Genomic DNA, 24,644 nt, shown 5'->3' with positions numbered 1-24,644 from the left:
GGGCCAGGTGGGCGCGGGGCGTCGAAACGGGGCGCGCGCGGCGGCCGCGGGGCCTCGCCTTGATCATCAACGTTGAAGGACGGGCGGTCGGCGCGCGGCGGCGTCGGGGCCGGACGCGTGCGCGGCGGAGCCGCAGCCGGGCTCGCCTCGGTGGCACGGGTGCTGGCGCGGCGGAAGGCATCGCCACTCGAGCCGGAGCGGGCGGCGCCACCGGGACGCGAGGCCTCGCGGGCCCGCTGGGCGGCCTCCGATTCGACCTTGCGAACGGCCTCCTCCAGCGACAGCCGTTCCCGGGTGATCTCGGATTCGGAGAGCGGCGGCTGCACGCTGCGCAGCTGCGCGATCAGTGCCGTGCGCGCCCGTTCATAGAGCGCGCGACGGCTTTCGCCGGGAGCGTTGGGGTCCAGGGCGGCAATAGCGCGGGCGATCAGCGGATAGTAATCAGCCATTTCTACTCAACTATACGCGCGTCCCGGTAAGATATCGTTAAGCCTCAAACGGATTTTGCACCAGGATAGTATCTTCGCGTTCCGGGCTGGTGGAAAGCAGCGCGACCGGACATCCCACCAATTCCTCGATCCGCCGGACATATTTGATGGCCTGCGCCGGCAGGTCGGCCCAGGACCGCGCATTGGCGGTCGGCTCCTTCCAGCCCTCGATGGTCTCGTAGATCGGCTCGACCCGGCTTTGCGCGCCCTCGCCGGCCGGGAAATGGTCGATCTCCTTGCCGTCGAGCTTGTAGCCGGTGCAGACCTCGATTGAATCGAAGCCGTCGAGGATGTCGAGCTTGGTCAGCGCAAGGCCATTGATGCCGCAGGTCCGGACCGCCTGGCGGACCAGCACGGCGTCGAACCAGCCGCAGCGGCGCGGACGGCCGGTATTGGTGCCGAACTCGCGGCCGCGCTCGCCGATCTTGCGGCCGATCTCGTTGTCCTGCTCGGTCGGGAACGGGCCCTGGCCGACGCGGGTCGTGTAGGCCTTGCACAGGCCGAGCACGTAGCCGACCGCGCCTGGCCCGAGGCCGGCGCCGGTCGCGGCCTGCGCCGCCACCGTGTTGGACGAGGTGACGTAGGGATAGGTGCCGTGGTCGACGTCGAGCAGCGCGCCTTGCGCGCCCTCGAACAACATGCGCTTGCCGGCGCGCCGCTCGATATCGAGCAGCCGCCAGACCGTCTCGGCATAGGGCAGCAGCTGCGGCGCCATCGCCATCAGCTCCTTCAGGATCACCGCGCCGTCGAATTCCGGTAGGTTGAGGCCGCGGCGCAGCGCGTTGTGGTGCGCCAGCAGGCGGTCGATCTTGTGTGGCAGCGTCTGATGATCGGCCAGATCCATCAGGCGGATGGCACGGCGGCCGACCTTGTCTTCATAGGCCGGCCCGATGCCGCGGCGGGTGGTGCCGATCGCAGTCGCGGCGCTGGCGGATTCGCGGTGCGCGTCGAGCTCGCGGTGCAGCGGCAGGATCAACGTGACGTTTTCCGCGACACGCAGGTTGTCGGGGCCGACATCGACGCCCTGCGACCTGAGCCTGGCGACCTCGTCGAGGAAAGCGGCGGGATCGAACACGACGCCGTTGCCGATCACCGACAGCTTGCCCTCGCGCAGCACGCCGGAGGGCAGGAGCGCGAGCTTGTAGGTCTTGCCGTTGATCACCAGCGTGTGGCCGGCGTTGTGGCCGCCCTGGAAGCGGACGACGATATCCGCCTGCTCCGACAACCAGTCGACGATCTTGCCCTTCCCTTCGTCGCCCCATTGGGCGCCGACGACGACAACATTGGCCATTCGCGGGTAATCCTGTTCAATCTGTCTCTAGAAGGCATGATCCTCGCGGAAAACCGGTGCCCACTCTTCCGGGATCACGCCTGCGCCCAGCCCAATCGGCAGCCGGAGCCGCCCGCACGCAAGGCAGCCAACCGGATAAAGGAAGCAGCCCTTCTAGGCAAGCAAGAACGGGGCTTTTTCGGGGTCCAACGTCCGGTCCAAGCCCTTGATATCCGCGGAAAATCCCGGGCCCTGGCGGGCCGGCGCAGGCGGCTTCGACCAAAGCGGGAGAGGCTGCCTTCGCCGCCAGCATGGTCGCGATGCGCCCGTCCCCGTTGATGCAACCTGGTTTTCCGTGTCTTTGGACCTGCCGGGTGATCAGCCGGCCCGGACCTCGCCGGGCCGGAGGGCTCGGCGTACTCGACGCGGGGCTCAACCATCACAATGTCCGCCACCGGCCAGACCACGCCCGCGGAAACATCCGGCCACAGCTGGATCGCCAACCAGCCTTACCTGCTGCTCAGCATCACCGCGCTGTGCTGGGCCGGCAACGCCATCGTCGGGCGGCTCGCTGCCGGCCACATTCCGCCGGTGACGCTGTCGTTCCTGCGCTGGTTCTTTGCCTTCCTGCTGGTGCTGCCGTTCGCCTTCAAGCACCTCGTGCAGGACTGGCCGGCGATCCGCGGCAAGCTCGGCCTGATGGTCACGCTCTCGGTCACCGGCATCGGCGCCTTCAACACGCTGCAATATTGGGCGCTGGAGCACACCCAGGCGCTCAACACGCTGCTGCTGCAGTCGGCCGCGCCGCTGCTGGTGGCGTTGTGGTCGCTGGTCATCCTCGGCATTCGTCTCACCGCCGCGCAGGCCTTCGGCGTGCTGCTGTCGATGTGCGGCGTGCTGACCATCCTGCTGCACGGCGATTTCACCACGCTGTCGAGCATCGACTTCAACAAGGGCGACCTGATCTTCCTGCTCGCGCTCCTGATCTTCGCGCTCTATTCGGTGCTGTCACTGAGGCGGCCGCCGATGCACGGCCTCTCGTTCCTCGCCTTCACCTTCGGCTGCGGCGCCGCCTGTCTCATTCCGCTGGAGATCTGGGAACTGTCCGCTCGCCCGGTGATGAAGCTCGACGGGCCGAACCTCCTGACGCTGTTCTACGTCGCCGTCTTTCCCTCGACGCTCGCCTATCTCTGCTTCAATCGCGGCGTGCGCCTGATCGGCGCCAACCGCGCCGCACCGTTCTTCCACGTCGTGCCGGTGTTCGGCTCGATCATGGCGATGGCGTTTCTGGGCGAGCACCCGCAGGCGTTCCACTTCATCGGTTTCGCATTGGTGCTGGCGGGCGTGTTCGCGGCGTCGCGAAAGCAGGCAAGTTAGGCGGCTTCATCGAAGCGCTCGCTGCACTTCCCTTCTCCCCTTGTGGGAGAAGGTGGCGCGAAGCGCCGGATGAGGGGTTGTCTCCGCGCATTCAATTGGGAGTGGACTCGCGGAGAGAGACCCCTCACCCGTCTCGCCGCTACGCGGCGAGCCACCCTCTCCCACAAGGGGAGAGGGGAAAAGTGCACGCGCTGCTACTTCGTCTTGAACTTGCTGTACGCCTCGCTCGTCGCAATGATCACGTGCTCGGCGCAGCCGTTGACGCGATGCGGATCGGCTTCGCGCTCGTAGGCTTGCGAGGTCATCATGTCGAGAAAGGCCGAGACGGACGGGTAATGGACCAGCGCGACGAAGTCCCAATCATTGCCCGCGTGCGGACCGAGTGCGACCGCCTTGCCTTCACCGGTCCAGAGCAGCGTGCCGCCGCGCGCCTTGATCATCGGCACCGTGATCGCGCTGTAGCGCAAGTATGCGTCCCAGCCCGACCCGTCGCCATCGAGCGAGCGCGCGTGGAAGCGCATCAGGTTCAGCATCACCACCGGCGCATTCGGATCGAGCCGCTCCAGGCCCTCGATGTTCAACATATTGACCGCCAATGGCACCTCCTTAGGGCTCGGCTGCATTGTAGCATTGCGGCGCTGTGACTTGTGCCATCGCGGCAATCGGGCGCAAGTTGTATCCAACGCCCATGACGACCGCTTCGCCCGCGCCACCGGCCGCCAATCCGGCCAGCTGGCTCAACAACCAGCCTTATCTGCTGCTCAGCCTTAGCTCGCTGTTCTGGGCCGGCAACATCGTGCTCGCACGCCATGTCGGGGCGCATGTGCCGCCGCTGACGATCACCACGATCCGCTGGTTCGGCGTGTTCCTGATCCTGTTGCCGTTCGCCTGGCCGCATCTGAAGCGCGACTGGCCTGCGTTGCGCAAGAGCATGCCCCTGATGCTGTTCCTGTCGCTGGTCGGCTTTGCCTTCAACAACGCGATCTCGTACTGGGCGCTGCAATACACCGAGGCGCTGAATGCGCTGCTGATCCAGTCGGCGGGTCCGCTGTTCGTGGCGCTGTGGTCGCTGGTGCTGTTCGGCGTGCGGCTGACCGGCGCGCAGCTCGGCGGCATCGCGATCTCGCTGCTCGGCGTGCTGATCATCATCCTGCGCGGCGACCTCGCGGCGCTGGCAAGCATCAGCTTCAACAGGGGCGACATCATGTTCGCCTCGTCGCTGGTGGCGTTCGGGCTCTACTCGGCCTTCATCCCGCGCCGGCCGAAGATCCACCAGCTCTCCTTCCTGTCCTTCACCACCTGCTGCGGCGCGACGATGCTGCTGCCGACGGCGATCTGGGAGGCGGCGAGCGGCCGCGTGCTGCAATTCGACGCGACCACGCTGGCGACACTGGGCTACATCCTGATCTTCCCCTCCACACTCGCCTATCTCTTCTTCAACCGCGGCGTGGCGCTGATCGGGCCGAACCGGGCGGCGCCGTTCTTCCATCTGGTGCCGGTGTTCGGCTCGGCGCTGGCGATCGTGCTGCTGGGTGAGAAGCTGCAGCCGTTCCACCTGATCGGCTACGCGCTGGTGCTCGCCGGAGTCGTGCTTGCATCGCGGCGGGACTCGGCGATGACATAATTCCGCGCGACGGACGCGGTCACGACCTATAGCCATCTTCCGATTCCCCTTTGGACAAGCTAGGTTCCCCGCCAACCAAAAAGAGGGAACGACCGACATGATTTCAGGGCTGATTCGAAACCTGCGGACCGTCGCCGCGGCCGCGCTATGCCTCACGGCAGCATCCACCGCTCACGCCGACACCTATCCCAGCCGCAACATCACGCTGGTGCTGCCCTTCGCGGCCGGCAGCGGCACCGACACCACGACGCGGCTGATTTCGCAGCATCTGTCGCAGGCGCTCGGCGTTCCCATCGTGATCGAGAACAAGGCGGGGGCCAACGGCATGCTTGCCGCGACCTATGTCGCGAAGGCTGCTCCCGACGGCTACACGCTGCTGGTGACGACCAACACGACGCATTCGGCCAATCCCTATCTGCTCAAGAGCCTCACTTACGATCCGGTCAAGGATTTCACCCCGATTGCCCGCACCGGCGATCTGCCCTTCATGCTGGTCATCAATCCCGAGGTGCCGGCCAAGACGGTCGGAGAGCTGGTGGCCTATGGCAAGGCCAATCCGGGCAAGCTGAGCTACGCCTCGGGCTCCTCGGCGGCGATCGTATCGGGCGCGACCTTCGCGCACAATGCCGGGCTCGACCTGCTGCACGTGCCCTACAAGAGTTCGCCGCCGGCGCTCAACGACGTCATGGGCGGCCGCGTGTCGATGATGTTCGTCGACATCCTGACCGGCCTGCCCCATGTCAACGGCAACGCGCTGCGCGCGCTCGCCGTCACCACCAAGAACCGCACGCCGCTGGTGCCACACCTGCCCTCGATGCAGGAGGCCGGCGTGCCGGACTTCGACATCACGTCCTGGCAGGGCTATTTCGGCCCGGCCGGCATGCCGAAGGAGATCGTGACCCGGCTCAACACCGAGATCCGCAAGATCATCGAGAACCCGGAGATCAAGGCCAAGCTCGCCACGCTCGGCATGGACGCTTTTTCCGGCACGCCGGAGCAGCTCGGCACCTTCGTGAACGAGCAGCTGGTGCTGTGGGAGAAGCTGATCGCCAACGCGAAGATCGAGAAGCAGTAGTACGGTCTCGTAGGGTGGGCAAAGCGCAGCGTGCCCACGAAGAGTCGCACCGTACTCAAAAAGAAAAGGTGGGCACGACGCTTCTCGTCTTTGCCCACCCTACGAATTCAGCGCAAGAATTTACGCCGCGCGGACCTTGGCGAGGAAGCCGTCGACGGCATCGCGCAGCGCGCCGGACTGGGTGTCCAGCTCGCGGGCGTTGGTGAGCACATCGCTGGCCGCGCTGCCGGTCGCTTCGGCGGCCGAGGTGACGCTGCCGATATGGGCGTTGATTTCACTCGAGCCGGCCGCGACCGACTGGATGTTGCGGGCGATCTCGCGCGTCGCCTCGCCCTGCTGCTCGATCGATGCGGAAATGCCGGCGGTGATCTCGCTCATCTCGGCGATCGTCTGGGTGATGCCGGAGATGGCCGACACCGCGTCGCTGGTCGAGGTCTGCATCGCCGCGACCTGGGCGGAGATCTCCTCGGTCGCCTTCGCGGTCTGGTTGGCGAGCGCCTTGACCTCGGAGGCGACCACGGCGAAGCCGCGGCCGGACTCGCCGGCACGCGCCGCCTCGATGGTGGCGTTGAGCGCGAGCAGGTTGGTCTGCGCCGCGATCGAGTGAATGAGCTTGACCACCTCGCCGATCTTCTCGGCACCGGTGGAGAGCTCCTGCACCGTGGCGTTGGTGCGCTCGGCATCGCTGACGGCACGGCTCGCAACTTCAGTCGAGCGCGTCACCTGGCGGGAGATTTCCGCAACCGAGCTCGACAGCTCTTCGGCGGCGGCCGCAACGGTGCCAACATTGCCGGACGCCTTCTGCGAGGCGGCACCGACGGTCGCCGCGCGCGAGGAGGCATCGCTGGCGGTCGCGGTCATCGATTGCGCCGTGGTCTGCATGCCGGCTGCGGCCGAGGAGACCGAGCGGACGATGCCGTTGACGCTGCGCTCGAAATCGTTGGCGATCTCCTCCATGGCGCTGCGGCGATCCGCCGCGGCGCGTTCCTTGGCGTCCGCGTCGGTCTTCTCGAGGTCGCGGATGCGGATCGCGTTGTCCTTGAAGATCTGCACGGTCGATGCCATCGCGCCGATCTCGTCGCCACGACCGACGCCGGGGATGTCGCCTTCGAGCTTGCCGTCGGCCAGCTCCCGCATCCGGGTGCCGAGCAGCCCGAGCGGAGCACTGATGCTGCGGCCGATCATCCAGGCGACGCTGCCGGCAACGATGACGATGCCGAGCACCGCCAGGCCGAGCAGCCAGTAGACCGGACCCATCTTGGCGTCGATGTCATCCAGATAGGCGCCGGTGCCGAGATACATATCGAAGCCGGGGACCGCGACGGCGTAACCGATCTTGCGGATCGGCGTTTCCTGGCCGGGCTTCATATATTCATAGTGAAGCAGGATCTCGCCGTTGGCCTTGACGCCGTTCATCAATTCCAGCGACAGCTTGCGGCCGTTGGTCACGACGTCCATTCGGTTGGTGCCGATCACCTTCGGATCGGGCGCAAGCTGGGTGAGACCGTCATAGGACGTGCCGAACAGGTAGCCGGCACCCTTGTCATAGGTCATCGCGTTGCCGTAGCGGCGAAGCTCGGCCATAGCGGCGTCCTTCGTCATTTCGCCGGCATCGACGCGCTTCTTCAACGCGGCGGCATAGTTGCGCGCCAGCTCGACGATCGCCTTGGCCTGGTCGATGCGCGCATTCACCATCTCGCGCTTCATCAGATAGCCAGCGAGAACTCCGGAGATGCAGAGGCCGAACAGCGTGACTCCAACGAGAATGCCAAGCTTCGGGGCGATCTTCAGATTGCTCAACTTCACGGGGTTAGCTCCGGCAATATTGGGGTACGGGCGCATGACGAGATCGATCAAATTCGAATCAAGTCTTAGTGGCGGAGCCCTTAGCAAGTTACTTACGCACCTCCGTAGAAGCCCGGGGCTTGCACGGAAAAACGGAAATATACCTCGCCCGCAACAACCGTGAATTGTACGCACTTGCCCGAATTTCGCGTAAAAGACGCAAAGGCCCGCTCGTCGAGGCGGACCACGACAAGAAACCAAATCGGGAGCAGATAATGCCGAAATACAGGGTGGTGACGCCGAAGGGTGCGAGCTTCACGGTCGCCGGCAGCGATTATTCCTATGAGCGCGAGGCGCTCGATCCGATCGATGCCGAGATCGTCGAGGCGCCCGCCGACGAGGCCGGGTTCATCGCCGCCGCGAAGAACGCCGACGCGATCTACGCCAAGGGCATCCCGATCACCAAGTCGATCATCGACGCGCTCGAGAGCTGCAAGGTGATCACGCTCGGCTCGGTCGGCGTCGACAGTGTCGACGTCAAGGCCGCCACGGCCCGCGGCATTCCGGTCACCAACATTCCTGACACCTTCATCGAGGAGGTCGCCGACCACGCCATGATGCTGCTGCTCGCCGGCTTCCGCCGCCTGGTCGAGCAGGACCGCATGGTGCGCGACGGCCGCTGGGCCGAGGGCCGGCCGGCGCTGCTGAAAATCCCGAGGCTGATGGGCCAGACGCTCGGCTTCATCTCGTTCGGCCGGGTCGCGCGTGCGGTCGCGAGACGCGCCGCGCCTTTCGGCCTGCGCATGATGGCCTACGATCCCTTCATCCAGGAAACGCTGATGTACGAACACGGCGTGATCCCGGCGACGCTGAACGAGGTGCTGTCGCAATCCGACTTCGTCTCGATGCATGCCCCGGCGCGGCCCGAGGTGCATCACATGCTGACCGAGAAGCACTTCCGACAGATGAAGAAAGGCTCGATCTTCATCAACACCGGCCGCGGTGCCACCGTGGACGAGGAGAGCCTGATCAAGGCGCTGCAGGAGGGCTGGATCGCGCACGCCGCTCTCGACGTGCTGGAAAAGGAGCCGCCCTCGCACAACAATCCCCTGCTCGGCATGGAGAACGTGACCCTGACCGCCCATGTCGCCTCGGCCTCGGCACGGTTCGACCAGGCGCGCAAGCGCCGGGTGGGCTACGAATTGTCACTGGTGCTCCAGGGCATGTGGCCGGTAAGCTGCGTCAATCCGTCGGTGCTGCAGAACACCGCGCTCCGCCGCTGGCAGCCCGTCAGCATGGACCGCGGGCCGAACAGCTAGGCGGGCGGCGCGAAGGCGCCAAGGACCAAACGGCCCCTTCACCGGCGATCAACGCCGGGAAGGGAGACATCATAGGGAGGTACTGATGAGGAACGACATCACACGTCGTGATGCCTTGGCGCTGGGCCTGTCTGCTGCAACGCTCGCGGCCACCGGTGCTGCAGCGCAAACATCCGCTATCAAGGCTGCCGACGTCCCGGCACCCAAGCGCGAGATCGAAAAGGGCGCGTCCTTGCGCATGCTGCGCCCGGTGCGCTTCGTCCAGGCGGACGAGGACGTGTTCCGCGCCAATGCGGCAAAGTTCACCAAGGACACCGGGGTCGAGGTCAAGGTCGACTTCGTCGGCTGGGAGGACATCAACCAGCAGACCGCGGTGACCTCGAATTCCGGCGCCGGCCCCGACATCATCATCGGCTTCTCCGACGCGCCCCACATCTACATCGACAAGCTGATCGAGCTCACCGACGTCGCCGACTATCTCGGCAAGAAGTACGGCGGCTGGCTGCCGCTGGCGCAACGCTACGGCAAGAAGAACAAGAGCGAGTCCTGGATCGGACTGCCGTTCGGCGCCACCGCAGGTCCCCTGATCTACCGCAAGTCGGTCCTGCAATCGGTCGGCTTCGACAAGGTTCCGGAAGATCATGCCGGCGTGCTCGACCTCTGCCGCAAGCTGCAAAAGGCAGGCAAGCCGGCCGGCTTCGCACTCGGCAACGCCAAGGGCGACGGCAACGGCTTCGCCAACTGGGCGCTGTGGTCGCACAATGCCTCCCTGCTCGACGAGGAGGGCAACGTCACCATCAACAGCAAAGAGACGATCGCCGCACTGAACTGGGTCAAGGAGCTGTATCCGACCTTCATCGCCGGCACGCCGTCCTGGAACGACGTCAGCAACAACCGGGCCTATTCCTCGCAGGAGATCGCGCTGACGGCCAACGGCGTCTCACTGTACTTCTCGCTGAAGAACGATCCGGCCACCAAGGCCATCGCCGAGGACAGCGAGCATCAGCTGCTGCCCAAGGGCCTCGCCAAGGTCTCGCCGATGGCGGGCCTGACGCTGAACGCCATGGTGTTCAAGCACAGCCCGTACCCCAATGCCGCCAAGGCCTTCCTGCAGTACATGCTGGAGAAGGACCAATACGAGCCGTGGCTCAACGCCAATTCCGGCTATTGGTCGCAGCCGCTGGCCGCCTATGCCGAGGCCGCCGTGTGGTCGCAGGATCCGAAGGTGAGCCTGTTCAAGAACACGATGAACAGCACTTACTATGACGGCTACAAGGGGCCGATCTCGACGGCGACCGGCGCGGTCAGCGCCGATTACGTGCTGATTCAGATGTGCGCCTCCGTCGCCACAGGCGCCGCCACGCCGGAGGCCGCGGCCGCCGAAGCCGAGCAGCGCTGCAAGCGCTACTTCCGGCGACAGCGGTAGAGCGACGACGACAGAGCCGCCGTCATTGCGAGGAGCACTTGCGACGACGCAATCCAGACGATCACTGCGGAGACAGACTGGATTGCTTCGCTTCGCTCGCAATGACGGTGTCGTGACACTTCAGACGGGACAAACCAATCTATGTCCGTGACCACCCTCTCCTCCCACGCACTGGCGCAACGGCAGCCGAACTGGATCGTGCGCCTGTTCGACTACAAGCCGTTCCTGATCGTGATGTGCCTCGCGCCCGCGCTCGGGCTGCTCACGGTATTCCTGACCTACCCGCTCGGCCTCGGCGTCTGGCTCGCCTTCACCGACACCACGATCGGCCGGCGCGGCATCTATGTCGGGATCGAGAATTTCCAGTACCTGCTCACGGACCCCTTGTGGTGGAACGCGGTGTTCTACAGCGTGTTCTACACGGCCGTGGCGACCTTCGGAAAATTCGCGCTCGGCTTCTGGCTCGCGCTGCTGCTCAACAACCATTTCCCGTTCAAGAGCCTGCTGCGCGCCATCGTGCTGCTGCCCTGGATCGTCCCGACGGTGCTGTCGGCGCTGGCGTTCTGGTGGATCTACGATCCGCAGTTCTCGATCATCTCGTACCTCTTGGTCGACGTTCTGCATTGGCGCGACAGCAATATCGACTTCCTCGGCTCGCCCTGGCCGGCGCGCTTCTCGCTGATCGCCGCCAACATCTGGCGCGGCATTCCCTTCGTCGCGATCTCGCTGCTGGCGGGCTTGCAGACCATCTCGCCCTCGCTCTACGAGGCCGCGATGCTGGACGGCGCCAGCGCCTGGCAGCGCTTCCGCTACATCACCTTCCCGATGATGCTGCCGATCCTCGCCATCGTCATGACGTTCTCGATCATCTTCACCTTCACTGACTTCCAGCTGGTCTACGCCATTACCCGCGGCGGTCCGGTGAACTCGACGCATTTGCTGGCGACGCTGGCGTTCCAGCGCGGCATCGCCGGCGGCGAGCTCGGCGAAGGCGCGGCGATCGCGGTGTCGATGATCCCGTTCCTGGTGTTCGCGACGCTGTTCTCCTATTTCGGCCTAGCACGCCGCAAATGGCAGCAGGGAGAGGCCAATGACTGAAACCGTCGCGCAATCGACCGTCGCGGACGCAAAAGCGCCGCCCGACACCATGGCCTGGGATTCCGGGCTGCGGCGGCTGATGATGATCTACCTGCCGCTCGGCTGCTTCGTTCTGATCCTGCTGTTTCCGTTCTATTGGATGGCGATCACCTCGTTCAAGCCGAACGCGGAGCTGATGAACTACCGGGACAACAACCCGTTCTGGATCTCCTCGCCGACCCTGGCGCACATCAAGCATCTGTTGTTCAACACCGCCTATCCGCAATGGCTGAAGACGACGATGCTGGTCGCGATCGGCTCGACCACGCTGTCGCTGATCGCGTCGACGCTGGCGGCCTACGCGATCGAGCGCCTGCGCTTCCGCGGCAGCCCCTATGTCGGCCTCGGCATCTATCTCGCCTATCTGGTGCCGCCGTCGATCCTGTTCATTCCGCTCGCGACAGTCGTCGTGCAGTTCGGCCTGTTCGACTCGCCGCTGGCCCTGATCCTGGTCTATCCGACCTTCCTGGTGCCGTTCTGCACCTGGCTCCTGATCGGCTATTTCAAGTCGATTCCTTACGAGCTCGAGGAATGCGCGCTGGTCGACGGCGCCACGCGGCTGCAGATCCTGCGCCGGATCACGCTGCCGCTCGCAGTGCCCGGCCTGATCTCGGCCGGCATCTTCTCCTTCACGCTGTCCTGGAACGAGTTCATCTACGCGCTGGCCTTCATCCAGAGCGGCGCCAACAAGACGGTGCCGGTCGCGATCCTGACCGAGCTCGTCACCGGCGACGTCTATCAATGGGGTGCGCTGATGGCGGGATCGCTGCTCGGCTCGCTCCCGGTCGCGATCTTCTACTCGCTGTTCGTGGATTACTACGTCTCTTCGCTGACGGGTGCGGTGAAGGAGTAGCCCCGCTCTCTCGTCCCCCTCTCCCCGTTCTCACGGTCTGCAGGCGGGGAGAGGCGAAGAGCGCTGCGGCCTTTGGCCCGGCTTCACAATACTGCAACATGCGATCCGCATAAGCGTTGCGTCCGCCAACAGGAGACGCACATGCGCGCGACTTTTCTTTGCACCGTCGCCACGATCATCCTCACCGCGAGCACAGCGCTCGCGCAGAGCGAGGGCGAATTCCCCGCCAAGCTCGCCGGCCATGCGGTGATGCCGGCCGAAACCTTCATCCAGGCGCCGGCTGATGCCCCCGCCGATCTCAAGGCGGCGGGCAAATATACCACCGGCAAGCGGGTCGACGCGCTCGGCACCGTGATGGGCAAGTCCTTCGAGCGTCCGACCGGCGTGTCGCTGCCGTTCAAGGGCCAGCCGCTGCAAGGCCATTCCGGCATCAAGACCATGCCCGACGGCACGTTCCGGGTCCTCACCGACAACGGCATGGGCGCGCGCGCCAACTCGCCGGATTCGATGCTGTACCTCAACCGCTACAAGATGGACTGGGCCAGCGGCAAGATGGAGCGGCTGGAGACCATCTTCCTGCACGACCCCGACAAACGCGTCCCCTTCCGCATTGTGCATGAGGACACCCAGAAGCGCTATCTCACCGGCTCCGATTTCGACACCGAAGGTTTCCAGATCGTCGGCGACACCTTCTGGATCGGCGACGAGTTCGGCCCCTATGTCCTGAAGGCGGACAAGTCAGGCAAAATCCTCGGCGTGTTCGATACGGTCGCCGACGGCAAGCCGGTGCGCTCGCCCGACAATTGGGCGGTGGGGACGCCGGCCGCGCCGGGCGCGACCTATACCAACGTCAATCTCCGCCGCTCCCGGGGCTATGAGGGCTTCGCCGCGTCGAAGGACGGCAAGTTCCTCTACGGCCTGCTCGAGGGACCGCTGTGGGATGCCGACAAGAAGGACTGGGAGAAGGTCGACGGCAAGGAAGCCTCGCGCATCCTCGAATTCGACGTCACTGCTGAGAAATTCACCGGCCGCTACTGGCACTATGTGTTCGAGCAGAACGGCAACGCCATCGGCGACTTCAACATGATCGACCAGGCCTCCGGCCTCGTCATCGAGCGCGACAATGGCGAGGGCACCGCCGACAAGGCCTGCCCGCAAGGCCAGCGCGGCGAGAACTGCTTCCCCGACCTCGCCAAGTTCAAGCGCGTCTACAAGATCGAGCTGACCGACGCCAATGTCGGCAAGCCCGTGCGCAAGATCGGCTATATCGACCTGATGAAGATCAGGGATCCCGACAAGAAGGCGCGGAAGCCGCTCAACGACGGCGTCTACACCTTCCCGTTCTTCACCATCGAGAACGTCGATCGCGTCGACGACACCCACATCATCGTCGGCAACGACAACAACCTGCCGTTCTCCTCCAGCCGCGATCCCAACACGGCCGACGACAACGAATTCGTGCTGCTCGAGGTTGCGGATTTCCTGAAGGCGAAGTGAGGCGAGGTTCGCTCTCCCTCCCGCTTTTCCGCGGGAGGGAGAGTCATTGCCCATGGCTACTTCCCGAAAATCACCGGGACGTTGATGGGTATGGTTGCATAAGTGATCTCGGCCGGCAACGGCGGGAATGGTTGGGCCTGGCGCACCATGGCCATCGCCTGGGCATCGAGCGCTGCGACGCCCGAGGAGCCGCCGAGGCGGCTGGACAATACCTGACCGTTACGGCCGAGCGTGAAGCTCACCTTGACCACGCCCCTCTGGCCATTCGCGCTCGTCGGATACTGGTGGAAGCGCATGAGATGCGCGCGGACGCGCTGATAATAGGTCGCCATCGCAGACGCGAGCGAGCCGGCATTGACGGCAGAGGCCAGCGGAGCCTGCCGCTCCGCGCGCGGCGGTGCGCTGGTGCGCGGCGCCGGAAGGGCATCCGACGGCTTCCGGGCGTCGAGGCGGACCGCCTTGGGCTTCGCCGGAGCGGGCTTCTCCACGGGTGCAACTTTCGCAGGCTCGGGCTCCGACGGGCTCGGCTTGAGGCTCTGTTCCGGTGGAGCCACCACATCCGGCTGCTCCTGCGGCGGTGTCGGCGGAATCATTTCCTCGACAGCCTGCTGCTGCACCGGCTCGGGCGGTGACGCATCCGCCTGCTGCATCATCGGTCCCGGCGCGATGTCCAGCGGCGTCGACTGCGGTGCCGAAGTCTCCGGCGTCATGTCGATCAGGATGGCCGGCATGTTGACGCCCTCGTCCGGCACCTGCTTCAGCCAGCTCGTTGCAAGCAACGCGGCGCCGAGATGCAACGCCACGATCATCGCCGCCGAGGCCCCCCAGCGCGCACCCTCCCGCTCGTCGACCGGCTGGTGCAGGGCAAAGGCGTTCGCGGTCATCAGCTGCGTCCGTCGAGGCCGACCAGTGCGACCTTGAGATAGCCGGCATTGCGCAAGGTATTCATCACCTCCATCAGGTCGCCATAGGAGACGGCCTTGTCCGCGCGCAGATAGATGCGCTCGTCCTTGCGGCCCCTGGTGGCCGCATCGAGCGAGGTGCTGAGCCCGTCGCGAGCGACGATATCCTCACCCACGGCGATCGAAAGATCCGGCTTGACGGTGACGAAGACCGGCTTGTCGGGCCGCGGTGCCGGCTCGGCGGCGGTCGCCGGGAGATCGACGCCGATGTCGACGGTGGCGAGCGGTGCGGCCACCATGAAGATGATCAGGAGCACCAGCATCACGTCGATGAACGGCGTGACGTTGATCTCGTGGGTGACGTCGAAATCGCTCGTCTCGCCGCGCGAGCCGAGCTTCGATGTTCCGAGCTTGACGGCCATGGCTACTCCGCTGCCCGCGCCAGACGGAAATGGCCGTGGTCGCGCTGGCGGCTCACCAGCAGCATGAGCTGCGCCGAGGCGTCGCCGAGCAAAGCGCGGTAATTGGCAATGCCGCGGACGAGATGATTGTAGATCACCACCGCCGGAATCGCGGCGACGAGACCGAGCGCGGTCGCGAGCAACGCTTCGGCAATGCCGGGCGCGACCACCGCCAGACTGGTGGTGTGGCTCTCGGAGATGCCGATGAAGGAATTCATGATGCCCCAGACGGTGCCGAACAGACCGACGAACGGCGCGATGGCGCCGATGGTCGCGAGCACGCCGGTGCCGCGCGCGATCTGCCTGGACATCGCCGCCTCGACCCGCTCCAGCCGCAACGCGACGCGCTCCTGCAGGCCGTCGTCGAGAATGCCGCCGGAGAGCTCGGCCTCCCTGGCGCAGGACTGAATCAGCTGCGCGACTGCGTCGCGGGCGTCGCCGGTCCGCGCGGATGCCTCGGCCAGCGTCATGTTGCCTTCGAGGGTGCGCGTCCGCTGCAAGGCGAGCGAGCCCTTGCGACGCAGCTCGATGGTCTTGGCGAGCCAGACCGTCCATGTCGCCAGTGAGGCAACGGCAAGCCCGACCATCACGACCTTCACGACGATGTCGGCACCGAGGAACATGCCCCAGGGCGACAGATTGCGCGGCAACAGCGCCGCGTCGATCGCAAAGGCCGGCGCCGGCACGAGCGCCAGTGCGATTGTGAGGATCACGTGCCCTAGCGTGGAATTGCTCTGCATCCTGATCTCCCGACAAATGGAAGTTACGCCGAAAGCTTCGCCGCGATCCGGTCCGCGAGCCGCCGGAACCGCGCCAGCTGATCCGCCCGCAGCGCCCTCGTCTCGTCGCGGCCGACGAAGACCTTGAACATGATGCCGCCGTCGGCGTTCACGAAGGCGACGAAGGCCGAGGACTTGCCCATGAAGGGCCGCTCGACGAAGGCAATTCCCGCGCAGCGCTCGTGGCGGAGATGGCCGTGCAGGCCCTTTGGCTGCATCAGGTTGAAATAGCCGCGGCCGATCTCGCCCGCGGGAATGGTCCCGGTGAACTCGAAGATCGCATCATCGGTGTGGACGATCAGCGTGACCTCGCCCCATTCCGCGATGTCCTGCATGGCGGCGGCAAAATGTTCGCCGCTCCCGATGCGCACCATTGACGGCGGCAACGCCTCGATCACCGCGCGCGGCGTGGCGCTGCGCTCGCGCGCGACGTCCTCGATCACGGCACCCGGATTGTCCGCCATATGCGCCTTGAGGTCGGCGAGATCGGTGCTCAGCATATCTGGCTCCTCAACCCCGGCGCCTCAAGCGGCCGCGCTCGCCTTGCGCTCGGTCATGATGACCTCGAAACCTTCGAACTTGGGGTGACCGAGATAGAGGCTCTCGCCGGTCTTGTTGTCGGCGCGCGCATGAGCGCGGCGGAATTCCTCCGAGCGCGTCCAGGCCTCGAAAGCCGCCTTGTCGACCCACACGGTATGCGAGGAATACAGCGTGTGGTCCTCGGCGACCGGCCCCTTGAGCAGATGGAATTCGACGAACCCCGCCATGCTGCCGAGATAGGACTCACGGGTCCGCCAGACGGTTTCGAACGCGGCTTCCGAGCCGGGTTTCACCTGGAAGCGATTCATGGCGATGAACATTCGACTTTTCTCCTGTGACTTGTAGATCGGCAATTGCCGACCGGATATTTCAGAACGGACCGAAAGCCACGCTGACGCATCAGCGTGGCTTTCGAGATCGGCAAGGCATAACCTCCGGTGTCTCGCTCAGGTGCCGCCAAAGTGGTATTTGAGACCTCCCTTGATCACGAGCCCAGCACCGGCGCTCGCCCACTTCACGTCGTTTTGCGTGTCGCCCGTGCTACCGACCGGAATGGCGTACGGACGATAGTAGCGATTGAAGAGGTTCTCGACGGAGAAGTTGAGCGTGAGATCGGGCGTCGGGTGATACTGCGCGTAAAGATTGACGAGATCGTACGACGTCGCGGGCGTGTAGGTCCTGGGGATGTCGTAGTTGGCGATTGCCGACGTCCACATCATCGAAAGGATGAGGGTGCGGTCGAGCAGACGCACGCCGGCCGTCGTCGTGATCTTCTGCGGCGGAATGCTGTAGAGGCCGAAGCCGGTCTGCAGATTCTTTCCGCTCTGATAGGTCCCGGAGAGGCCGAAGAACCACAGGTTCGCGTCATACATCGCCTCGGCCTCGACGCCTTGTATGAGCGCGGACGCCACGTTCTGATACTGCAGGAACGGGAGCACCGTGATCGAAGGTGCCGGAGGCGGCCCGGTCGGGACCACGAGCGGGTTTCCGTAAGCGACCTGATCGATGAAGTCGCTGATGTCGTTGCGGAACACGTTGATCTTGCCGCGCAGCGTGTCGCCCGCCGTGAACAGATCGTTCTTCTTGATATTGAAACCGATCTCCTTGTTCTTGCCGACCTCGGGGCGCAGGTTTGGATTGGGCACGAAGCAGAAGGTCGAATCCGCGCCCGGTCCCGGCGTGCCAGACGGACAGCGGAAGAACGAGTCGTTGACCGTCGCGCCGGCATGTGGCCCGCTCACCAGCGTCTCCGTGATCGAGGGCGCCCGATAGCCTTCCGCGTAGCTGGCATAGGGGGTCACGACCGCGGTCGGAACGAGAGCAACGGTGATCTTCGGCGAGAGGCGATCGCCGCCCGACGACGAGGATGCCGAGGAAAGCTGATAATTGTCGTAACGGAGCGCACCGATCACCTCGAGCATCGAGGTGTAGTTCGCCCTCCACTGCACGAAGCCGCCAGACACCGTGCGCTGGCCGCCCGGCGTCGTCACTTCGCCGGTACCCGTCCTATCCTGGGTAGATACTTTGTCCTGGAAGGCGTCCAGACCGTAAGTCACCGCGTGGCGCCAGCTTCCCGTTTCGAAGCGTGTCGTGTTGTGCACGTCGATACCGATCGTATCGAGCAGATATCCGCGGTTGCTCCCGATGCACCCCGAAACGGCATTGCCCGGCACGCCACCGCAATAAACTGACGGCGTCGTGGTGGTGTGCCTGGTCTTAGTCTGGTCGTTCTCGGTGCGATTCCAGTAGATCTTCGCATCCCAGTCGAACCACTGATCATCCGGCTGCGAATATTTCCAGCCGAGCGTCGTGGTGTAATTCTTCACGTTGGAGGCGTAGATGGACGTGCCGTTCAGATTGTTCGTGCCGTTCGCATTGGTCGAATTGGGATCGCCGGCGCGTCGCGGCGGCTGGCCCAGACTGTAGATGTCTTCCTGAAAGATGGCGCCGAGCTTGACCTCGTGGCCGTCCGCCGGCCGCACCGTCAGCTTGGCGATGCCGCTGCTGAGCCGATTGCCGGTATTGGCGACCTCGAAGCCGGTGCCGTCCTTGTAGCTCTCCTGCGTCGAATAGGTGCCGCCTGCGAACACGTCGACATTCGGATTGACGTGAACACCGCCAAACGCGGATCCGAGTGCACGTCCGTAGTTGCTGCCGAGGATGGTTTTTACGTCGACGCCCCAGCGCTCGCCCACGCGGACGACATCCTCGATGTCCTTGGTGCGGAACGAGGCCACGCCACCGATCGCGCCGGAGCCGTAGATGTTCGCGGTCGGGCCGCGCACGATGTCGATGCCGCTGATCAGCTCCGGATTGAGGAAGAAGGAGCCGTTGGCGAAGTGGCCTGTGCGCTGATAGTTCTGCCGCGCGCCATCGACGACGACAGCAACGCGGCCGAAATCCTGCAGGCCGCGAATGTTGATCGAGGTCGACGGCTCGTCGCCGCGATTCTGAACCCATACGCCCGGCACATTATAGATGAGGTCACCAACCGTGCTGGCCTGACGTCCCTCGATCTGCGCCGAGGTCACGACGCTGACCGGTGCCAGCGCATCCACGGCACGCTCCTCGGTCTTCGTTGCCGCGACCGTAATCGCATCGAGCGTTTGCACCGGCGCTGCGCCGCCGGCCTGGGCGCGGGCGTTCATCACCTCCGGCGCGGCCTGCTGCGCAACTTGCGGCGCCGGCTTACGCTTGGCCTGCTTCGGCCTGTCCGACGACGCGTTTTCACTCTGCGGCGATGCGGTCTGCGCGAGACTGCCCTCCGCCGTCATTGCCGCAATTGAAACCACCGACGCGCCCAAAATCAGGGCGCGCGAATACCTAGCCCCGTCAGCCATATCAGCCCCAGCCTGCACTTCACTTTAGTTTTTGATGTCGTCTGGCTGGCGCGCGCTCGCAACGCGAGCGACTGGCTGGCTGATTGTCTCAAGAGGCGGGCGAGTTCCCCGCTGTGAGAAATCGTTACGTGGCAACACTCTGACGGTCAATGACATCGGGTTACAGTTTATATCGATTGTAAACTGCGATGGTTGGAATGCGCTTGGCGCCACCTGTACAAACGGGCGGTACTCCAGCTTTCGAAAGCGCATCACACCGACAATGTCAGCCACATCAGGAGACAGCAGCGGCAGCGCGGCAGGACCGGCACAAAGCCCTTCTGCGGCAACCCGAACTCTCACCATGCGCGGCAGCCGGATCGACAGTCGCGAGCTGTTTGCCGCCGAGCGCGAGATCATCATTGCGCATGGCGAGGACAGCTATCGTCTCCGCCTGACCTCGCAGAACAAGCTGATCCTGACGAAGTAACTGCAATGACATGTTGCCGCACCCTCACCCGTCTCCTGCTCTCCGGCGGACTCGCGTTCGCGTCTGCTGCGCACGCCGCGGGCATCACCGTGCATGACGCGCGCAATCGCGACGTCACTGTTACCGATTTTGCCCGCACGGTGTCGATCGGCGGCGCCATCACCGAGATCCTCTATGCGCTGGGATTGGAAAGCCGGCTGGTCGGCGTCGACACAACGAGCCTCTATCCGGCGGCGGCACTGCAAGACAAGCCGAATGTCGGCTACGTGCGCCAGATCTCGGCCGAAGGCGTGCTCGGTCTCAACCCGACGCTGATCCTGGCGATCCAGGGCTCGGGCCCGCGCGAGACCATGGACATCCTGGAGACGGCGAAGGTGCCGCTGGTGCTGGTGCCCGAGACCTTTTCCGAGGAAGGCCTGATCGAGAAGATCAAGCTGGTCGGCCACGCCATGGGCGTCGATGCGCGTGCCGAATGTCTCAGCGCCGCGGTCGGCGCCGATCTTGCACAGCTCCGTGCCCTGCGCGCCAAGGTGACGAAGCCGGTGCGGGTGATGTTCGTGATGTCGCTCCAGAACGGGCGGGCGATGGTGGCGGGCCACAAGACCGCGGCGGATGAGATCATCCAGCTCGCGGGCGCGGCCAACGCGGTCGAGGATTACGATGGTTACAAGGTCATCAGCGACGAGGCGATCGTGGCCGCAAAGCCCGATGTCGTGCTGTCGATCGAGCGCGGCAAGGATTCGCTGCAGGCCGATGCAATCTACACGCACCCCGGCTTTGCGCTGACGCCGGTCGCGGCCAACAAGAGCTTCATCACCATGGATGGGCTTTATCTGCTCGGCTTCGGGCCGCGCACCGCGGCAGCGGCGCGCGATCTCTCAGTCAAGCTCTATCCGGCCTTGGCCGAGGGCGGCGCGTTCGCGTCGGCGCTGTCGACGGCGAATTGCCGGCAATGAGCGTGGCCGCCGGGATCGAAACACGGAGCCCGCGACACAGCGCGGGACGGCGAGCAGCATCGTTCGCGATTCCCCTTCTGCTCGTGGTGCTCCTGGTCACCGCGATCGCCGCTCTGACGGTCGGCGCCGCCGGCATCCCGCTCTCCCGGCTGCCAGCCGCGCTGGGCTTGGCCGGCGAAAACACGGCCATGACGGCCCGCGACCAGCTCGTGCTGTGGTCGATCCGCATTCCCCGGATCGCGGCGGCGGCGATGATCGGCGGCCTGCTTGCCGCGGCCGGCGCGATCATGCAGGGGCTGTTTCGCAACCCGCTCGCCGATCCCGCCCTGGTCGGCGTCTCCAGCGGCGGCGCGCTCGCAGCCGCGAGCGCGATCGTCTTCACCGATTCCCGCTTCGGCGAGGCGCTGCGCGTTCTCCAGACCGAGCTGTTGCCGCTCGCAGCCTTCGCGGGTTCGCTGGCGACCACCACAATCCTCTACGGCATCTCCAGCCGCTCGGGACGCACCTCGATCGCGATCTTCCTGCTCGCCGGCGTCGCCATCACCGCGATCGCCAATGCGGGCATCGGCCTCCTGGTATTCATCGCCGACGACCGTCAGCTGCGCGACATCACGTTCTGGATGCTAGGCTCGATGAGCGGCGCGACCTGGACCAAGACCGCCGTGCTCGCGCCGGTGCTCATTGCCGGACTCGCAGGCTGCGTCTTCATCGCGCGCGGCCTCGACCTGCTGGTGCTCGGCGAGGCCGACGCCTTTCACGGCGGCGTCGACGTCGAGCGCCTGAAGCGGATCTCGATCGTGATGGTCTCGGTCATGACCGGCGTCGCGGTGTCGATCAGCGGCGTGATCGGCTTCGTCGGCATCGTCGTGCCGCATCTGCTCCGTCTCGTGATCGGCCCGGCGCATCGCCTGCTGTTGCCGGCCTCGGTGCTATCAGGCGCGATCCTGATGGTCGGAGCCGACACGCTGGCGCGCACCATCGTGGCGCCCGCGGAGATGCCGATCGGCATCCTGACGGCGGCCGTCGGCGCACCCGTCTTTCTCTTCATCCTGCTGCGGCAGCGCGGGCTCGCCGCGCTATGACCGCAGTGCTCGATGCACGACACCTAGGCAAGCGCGCCGGCCGCGCGACATTGCTTGACGGCGTCGGCCTGACGGTTGCGGCCGGCGAGATGATCGCCATCATCGGCCCGAACGGCGCCGGCAAGTCGACGCTGCTGCGGCTGCTCTCCGGCGATCTCCGCCCGAGCGCCGGCGAGGTGCGGCTCAAGCAGCGCGACATCGGCAGCTTCGCGCCGCGCGAGCTCGCCGCGCGCCGTGCGATGCTGTCCCAGCACATCAACGTCACCTTCCCCTTCACCGTCGAGGAGATCGTGCTGATGGGCGCGGGCGAGCGCAGCTTGCGCGAGGCCGGCCCGCTCGTCGACGCCGCGATGGACGAGGTCGGACTGTCGCATTTCCGCGAGCGGCAATTGCCGACGCTGTCAGGCGGGGAGCAGCAGCGCGCTCATTTCGCCCGCGTGCTGGTGCAGCTCGCCTGCGGCGAGGCCAAGCACGGCCCCGGGCTCTTGCTGCTGGACGAGCCGACATCGAGCCTCGATCTGCGTCACCAGATCGACCTCGTCGAGGCGGCGCGCCGCCGCGCGGCAGCCGGCACCGCCGTGATCGCGATCCTGCACGATCTCAACCTCGCGATCCGCTTTGCCGACCGGCTGGTCGTGCTGGCCGGCGGCAGGCTCGCCGCGGACGGTCCGCGCGCCGAGGTCGTCACGCGCGAGAGGATCCGGGATATTTTCGAGATCGACGCGGTCGTGCATCAAGTTGACGGCGTGCCGTATGTGCTGCCGCAGTCGATGCGGGCTGCGGGGCAAGCTGAACTGCCGCCACGGTGAAGGTGCGCTCCCTCGCCCCGTTCTTACGGGGAGAGGGTTGGGGTGAGGGGCCTCTCTCCACACGCGAAATGGTCGAGAGACCTGTACCCCCTCACCCGGATTGCATCTTCGATGCAACCCGACCTCTCCCCGCAAGCGGGGCGAGGTGAAGCTGCGCCACCTGTGCAGGAAATCAGCCCGCCGGGACGATCACCATGCTCTTGTCCTTCGGCCAGCGGATGCGCCAGGCGAAGTTGATGTCGCGGGCCTCGCCGGGCTTGGCGTCGAACGACCATTCCAGCACGCCGCGCTTGTCGCGGATGTTGTTGGCGGTCGGCTGGGTGCTCGAGGGCAGCATCTCGACGACGATGTCCTCGTTCTCGCTGACCGGCAGCTGATCCTCGATCGCGACGCGAATCGGAAAATCATGCCCGTTGCGGATCGTGGTCTTGAACGAACGCTCGTCGGTCTTCGACGTCGTGACCAGGAGGCCTGCCGAGCCTTCGTTGCGCTTGAGCACGGCGCGTTCGATCTTGACCTTGTCGTCGGCGCCGAACCCGAGCCGCACGATGTCGTCCTTGGTGGACGCCGTGATCTTGCCGCGGCCGACGAAGGTGCCGTCGCGATAGATCGCGACCTTGCCCGGCAGCAGGGTCGTGTCGTCGGTCTGCTTGAAGCTGGCTTCCAGGAATGCGGTCGGATCCAGCACCGGCGCGGCGCGCACCGCGAGATCGGCGGGCACATTCACCGAAGCGATACGTAGGCTCTTGGCACCGTCGGCGGCGCCGAGGCTGACGCGGCCGGGAATCCTGAAGGTGGCCTGGAAGTCGCCGATCTCGGCGAGGGCCTGTTGCTCGTCGGCGCGCTCGCGCAACTCGGTCGCTTCGGGAGCCTTGGACATGGGCTCGTACGAGCGCTGGCGAACAGTTGGCGCAGGCCGCGCTAGATCCGAGGCCGTGCCAAGGGCCATGGGCTTCGGCACTTGTGGATATTGCGCGATCAGCGAATGCAGCTCCGGAGCACTGCCGCCGCGGCTGATGCGCACGGTGGAGACGCCGAGCGTCACGTTCGACCAGTCCTCGCCGGTGGCCTGCGTCACCTCGGCGCGACGAACCAGTTCGAGCTGCGGCTTGCGATCCTTGGCGCCGGTATCGAGCCGCGCATCGTAGAGCGGCACCCAGCGCGCGTTGCGCACGGCATAGGTTACGCGCAGCGTCGCCTTGGTCGCGGCGGCCGAGGCGACGTCGATCCGCACTTCCAGCTTGCTCGGCGGCTTGGCCGAGCGCTCGGCTTCCAGTTGCGCGATCTGGCGGTCGAGCTCGCGCTGTTTTCGCGTGGCATCGCGAATTGCGCTGTCGGCGGTCGCGATCTCCTCGGCGACCGCGGCAAAGGCCGCGCGCCATTCAGCAATCGGGCGCGCCTCGCCCTTCTCGCCGAGGCCGGCCGGCGACGCCTCGGCAAAATGCTGCGCGAACTTGCGCCGGGCATTGGCCGAGTCGATCGCACCCTGCAGGTCGGCCCGTTGATCCCTCAGCGCTTCGATGCGCTTGTCGAGCTCGGGCAGGTTGACCGGCGGCGCGGCCTTCGGTGGGCGTGCGTCGATCGTGCCGATGGTGAGCTTGGCGCCCGCCTCGCCTTCGACGCGGAGGGAAGATGGATCGAGCGAGAGCGGAAAATCCTTGGCCACCAATGTCGAATCGCCGGAGGCGAGATCTAGCGAAATGACGCGGGTGACGGTGGCACCGTCGGGATAGACGGTGACCGTGTCGATCGTCGAATTGGCGTCCACATTGGCCGCCCATAACGGCGATGCCAGCGCCGTGGTCACCAGGACCAGGCCCGTGGTTGCCAAATACCTTGCGGTGATGCGCATAAAGTCCCTCCTGCCGGTATCGCCGCGCCGCCAGCCGGACGCGCGCGATGAGATGCCTCGCCATCGTGGTTGGACGCGGCAGGGAAGGAACCGGTTCGATTGA

At 65.4% G+C, this 24,644-nt stretch carries 22 protein-coding genes and 1 pseudogene; 12 read left to right on the top strand and 11 right to left on the bottom strand.

Features of this window, described 5'->3' with window-relative positions; translation table 11 throughout:
* Together I6F12_RS16540 and I6F12_RS16535 are read right to left on the bottom strand one after the other, a co-directional pair.
* A pseudogene (locus I6F12_RS16540) lies at positions 1–449 on the bottom strand (hypothetical protein); the annotation flags it as partial.
* A 37-nt stretch (positions 450–486) separates the two neighbouring features.
* Complete coding sequence (locus I6F12_RS16535) at positions 487–1,779, bottom strand: adenylosuccinate synthase (protein WP_057028019.1); 1,293 nt, start codon at positions 1,777–1,779, stop codon at positions 487–489.
* Between the two features lie 423 nt (positions 1,780–2,202).
* On the opposite strand from I6F12_RS16535, the gene I6F12_RS16530 reads away from it, so the two are divergent.
* A complete protein-coding gene (locus tag I6F12_RS16530) occupies positions 2,203–3,135 on the top strand; it encodes a DMT family transporter (RefSeq protein WP_035998893.1) in 933 nt (310 codons plus the stop codon).
* Positions 3,136–3,329: 194 nt separating this feature from the next.
* On the opposite strand, the gene I6F12_RS16525 is transcribed toward I6F12_RS16530, so the two are convergent.
* The gene (locus I6F12_RS16525) at positions 3,330–3,731 is read right to left on the bottom strand and encodes a DUF1330 domain-containing protein (RefSeq protein WP_036022067.1); all 402 of its coding nucleotides are present in this window, start codon (positions 3,729–3,731) and stop codon (positions 3,330–3,332) included.
* Between the two features lie 92 nt (positions 3,732–3,823).
* On the opposite strand from I6F12_RS16525, the gene I6F12_RS16520 reads away from it, so the two are divergent.
* Together I6F12_RS16520 and I6F12_RS16515 are read left to right on the top strand one after the other, a co-directional pair.
* Positions 3,824–4,759, top strand: a complete 936-nt coding sequence (locus I6F12_RS16520; protein WP_225156839.1) for a DMT family transporter — start codon at positions 3,824–3,826, stop codon at positions 4,757–4,759.
* A 97-nt stretch (positions 4,760–4,856) separates the two neighbouring features.
* Entirely contained in the window at positions 4,857–5,834 is a 978-nt protein-coding gene (locus I6F12_RS16515; RefSeq protein ID WP_035998887.1) for a tripartite tricarboxylate transporter substrate binding protein, read from the top strand.
* Between the two features lie 120 nt (positions 5,835–5,954).
* Here the strand turns inward: I6F12_RS16515 and I6F12_RS16510 are convergent, their stop codons facing one another.
* Complete coding sequence (locus I6F12_RS16510; RefSeq protein ID WP_035998883.1) at positions 5,955–7,640, bottom strand: methyl-accepting chemotaxis protein; 1,686 nt, start codon at positions 7,638–7,640, stop codon at positions 5,955–5,957.
* Positions 7,641–7,894: 254 nt separating this feature from the next.
* On the opposite strand from I6F12_RS16510, the gene I6F12_RS16505 reads away from it, so the two are divergent.
* From I6F12_RS16505 to I6F12_RS16485, 5 genes are all read left to right on the top strand, one after another.
* Positions 7,895–8,938: a C-terminal binding protein gene (locus I6F12_RS16505; protein WP_225156838.1), complete on the top strand. Its 1,044-nt coding sequence runs from the start codon at positions 7,895–7,897 to the stop codon at positions 8,936–8,938.
* A gap of 85 nt (positions 8,939–9,023) precedes the next feature.
* On the top strand, positions 9,024–10,364 hold the full coding sequence (locus tag I6F12_RS16500; protein WP_057028022.1) for an extracellular solute-binding protein: 1,341 nt from the start codon (positions 9,024–9,026) through the stop codon (positions 10,362–10,364).
* Between the two features lie 141 nt (positions 10,365–10,505).
* Positions 10,506–11,462, top strand: a complete 957-nt coding sequence (locus tag I6F12_RS16495; protein ID WP_035998865.1) for a sugar ABC transporter permease — start codon at positions 10,506–10,508, stop codon at positions 11,460–11,462.
* Positions 11,463–11,511: 49 nt separating this feature from the next.
* Positions 11,512–12,354 (top strand): carbohydrate ABC transporter permease, encoded by an 843-nt coding sequence (locus tag I6F12_RS16490; RefSeq protein WP_225112986.1) that lies wholly within the window; start codon positions 11,512–11,514, stop codon positions 12,352–12,354.
* Positions 12,355–12,495: 141 nt separating this feature from the next.
* Positions 12,496–13,851, top strand: a complete 1,356-nt coding sequence (locus I6F12_RS16485) for an esterase-like activity of phytase family protein (protein WP_225156837.1) — start codon at positions 12,496–12,498, stop codon at positions 13,849–13,851.
* Positions 13,852–13,907: 56 nt separating this feature from the next.
* Here I6F12_RS16485 and I6F12_RS16480 read toward each other — a convergent pair whose 3' ends face one another.
* From I6F12_RS16480 to I6F12_RS16455, 6 genes are all read right to left on the bottom strand, one after another.
* The gene (locus I6F12_RS16480) at positions 13,908–14,735 is read right to left on the bottom strand and encodes an energy transducer TonB (protein WP_225156836.1); all 828 of its coding nucleotides are present in this window, start codon (positions 14,733–14,735) and stop codon (positions 13,908–13,910) included.
* On the bottom strand, positions 14,735–15,175 hold the full coding sequence (gene exbD, locus I6F12_RS16475) for a TonB system transport protein ExbD (protein WP_128264128.1): 441 nt from the start codon (positions 15,173–15,175) through the stop codon (positions 14,735–14,737). The genes I6F12_RS16480 and exbD overlap by 1 nt, the downstream gene beginning before the upstream one ends.
* Before the next feature lie 2 nt (positions 15,176–15,177).
* Positions 15,178–15,954, bottom strand: coding sequence for a tonB-system energizer ExbB (exbB, locus tag I6F12_RS16470; protein WP_128264129.1), 777 nt, complete (start codon positions 15,952–15,954; stop codon positions 15,178–15,180).
* A gap of 23 nt (positions 15,955–15,977) precedes the next feature.
* A complete protein-coding gene (gene hutX, locus I6F12_RS16465) occupies positions 15,978–16,493 on the bottom strand; it encodes a heme utilization cystosolic carrier protein HutX (protein WP_035998840.1) in 516 nt (171 codons plus the stop codon).
* Between the two features lie 24 nt (positions 16,494–16,517).
* The gene (locus I6F12_RS16460; protein ID WP_035998838.1) at positions 16,518–16,853 is read right to left on the bottom strand and encodes an antibiotic biosynthesis monooxygenase; all 336 of its coding nucleotides are present in this window, start codon (positions 16,851–16,853) and stop codon (positions 16,518–16,520) included.
* Between the two features lie 126 nt (positions 16,854–16,979).
* A complete protein-coding gene (locus tag I6F12_RS16455) occupies positions 16,980–19,373 on the bottom strand; it encodes a TonB-dependent hemoglobin/transferrin/lactoferrin family receptor (protein ID WP_225156835.1) in 2,394 nt (797 codons plus the stop codon).
* 262 nt (positions 19,374–19,635) lie between these two features.
* On the opposite strand from I6F12_RS16455, the gene I6F12_RS16450 reads away from it, so the two are divergent.
* The 4 genes from I6F12_RS16450 to I6F12_RS16435 are packed head-to-tail and all read left to right on the top strand — an operon-like array spanning position 19,636 to position 22,689.
* Positions 19,636–19,842 (top strand): hemin uptake protein HemP, encoded by a 207-nt coding sequence (locus I6F12_RS16450; protein ID WP_036022033.1) that lies wholly within the window; start codon positions 19,636–19,638, stop codon positions 19,840–19,842.
* A 5-nt stretch (positions 19,843–19,847) separates the two neighbouring features.
* Positions 19,848–20,798 carry a hemin ABC transporter substrate-binding protein gene (locus I6F12_RS16445; RefSeq protein ID WP_225156834.1) on the top strand — a complete coding sequence of 317 codons (951 nt, stop codon included), beginning with the start codon at positions 19,848–19,850 and terminating at the stop codon, positions 20,796–20,798.
* Complete coding sequence (locus I6F12_RS16440; protein ID WP_225156833.1) at positions 20,795–21,880, top strand: iron ABC transporter permease; 1,086 nt, start codon at positions 20,795–20,797, stop codon at positions 21,878–21,880. Before I6F12_RS16445 ends, I6F12_RS16440 begins: the two co-directional genes overlap by 4 nt.
* Positions 21,877–22,689: a heme ABC transporter ATP-binding protein gene (locus tag I6F12_RS16435; RefSeq protein ID WP_225126265.1), complete on the top strand. Its 813-nt coding sequence runs from the start codon at positions 21,877–21,879 to the stop codon at positions 22,687–22,689. Before I6F12_RS16440 ends, I6F12_RS16435 begins: the two co-directional genes overlap by 4 nt.
* A 172-nt stretch (positions 22,690–22,861) precedes the next feature.
* Here I6F12_RS16435 and I6F12_RS16430 read toward each other — a convergent pair whose 3' ends face one another.
* Complete coding sequence (locus I6F12_RS16430; protein WP_225156832.1) at positions 22,862–24,541, bottom strand: mucoidy inhibitor MuiA family protein; 1,680 nt, start codon at positions 24,539–24,541, stop codon at positions 22,862–22,864.
* Between the last annotated feature and the right edge of the window lie 103 nt (positions 24,542–24,644).

Origin of the sequence: Bradyrhizobium sp. IC4059 (assembly GCF_020193615.1) — a bacterium.
In the GTDB taxonomy this organism is placed as follows: domain Bacteria; phylum Pseudomonadota; class Alphaproteobacteria; order Rhizobiales; family Xanthobacteraceae; genus Bradyrhizobium; species Bradyrhizobium yuanmingense.
Note: the sequence above shows the minus strand (reverse complement) of the source record. Positions and strands in the feature narration are given on the sequence as shown.

Coding starts and splice junctions, on each gene's coding strand:
- I6F12_RS16450 (WP_036022033.1), top strand. CDS start 19,636: ATGTCAGCCACATCAGGAGACAGCAGCGGCAGCGCGGCAGGACCGGCA.
- I6F12_RS16455 (WP_225156835.1), bottom strand. CDS start 19,373: ATGGCTGACGGGGCTAGGTATTCGCGCGCCCTGATTTTGGGCGCGTCG.
- exbD (WP_128264128.1), bottom strand. CDS start 15,175: ATGGCCGTCAAGCTCGGAACATCGAAGCTCGGCTCGCGCGGCGAGACG.
- hutX (WP_035998840.1), bottom strand. CDS start 16,493: ATGCTGAGCACCGATCTCGCCGACCTCAAGGCGCATATGGCGGACAAT.
- I6F12_RS16460 (WP_035998838.1), bottom strand. CDS start 16,853: ATGTTCATCGCCATGAATCGCTTCCAGGTGAAACCCGGCTCGGAAGCC.
- I6F12_RS16535 (WP_057028019.1), bottom strand. CDS start 1,779: ATGGCCAATGTTGTCGTCGTCGGCGCCCAATGGGGCGACGAAGGGAAG.
- I6F12_RS16515 (WP_035998887.1), top strand. CDS start 4,857: ATGATTTCAGGGCTGATTCGAAACCTGCGGACCGTCGCCGCGGCCGCG.
- exbB (WP_128264129.1), bottom strand. CDS start 15,954: ATGCAGAGCAATTCCACGCTAGGGCACGTGATCCTCACAATCGCACTG.
- I6F12_RS16530 (WP_035998893.1), top strand. CDS start 2,203: ATGTCCGCCACCGGCCAGACCACGCCCGCGGAAACATCCGGCCACAGC.
- I6F12_RS16520 (WP_225156839.1), top strand. CDS start 3,824: ATGACGACCGCTTCGCCCGCGCCACCGGCCGCCAATCCGGCCAGCTGG.
- I6F12_RS16435 (WP_225126265.1), top strand. CDS start 21,877: ATGACCGCAGTGCTCGATGCACGACACCTAGGCAAGCGCGCCGGCCGC.
- I6F12_RS16495 (WP_035998865.1), top strand. CDS start 10,506: ATGTCCGTGACCACCCTCTCCTCCCACGCACTGGCGCAACGGCAGCCG.
- I6F12_RS16485 (WP_225156837.1), top strand. CDS start 12,496: ATGCGCGCGACTTTTCTTTGCACCGTCGCCACGATCATCCTCACCGCG.
- I6F12_RS16430 (WP_225156832.1), bottom strand. CDS start 24,541: ATGCGCATCACCGCAAGGTATTTGGCAACCACGGGCCTGGTCCTGGTG.
- I6F12_RS16445 (WP_225156834.1), top strand. CDS start 19,848: ATGACATGTTGCCGCACCCTCACCCGTCTCCTGCTCTCCGGCGGACTC.
- I6F12_RS16505 (WP_225156838.1), top strand. CDS start 7,895: ATGCCGAAATACAGGGTGGTGACGCCGAAGGGTGCGAGCTTCACGGTC.
- I6F12_RS16480 (WP_225156836.1), bottom strand. CDS start 14,735: ATGACCGCGAACGCCTTTGCCCTGCACCAGCCGGTCGACGAGCGGGAG.
- I6F12_RS16490 (WP_225112986.1), top strand. CDS start 11,512: ATGGCCTGGGATTCCGGGCTGCGGCGGCTGATGATGATCTACCTGCCG.
- I6F12_RS16440 (WP_225156833.1), top strand. CDS start 20,795: ATGAGCGTGGCCGCCGGGATCGAAACACGGAGCCCGCGACACAGCGCG.
- I6F12_RS16500 (WP_057028022.1), top strand. CDS start 9,024: ATGAGGAACGACATCACACGTCGTGATGCCTTGGCGCTGGGCCTGTCT.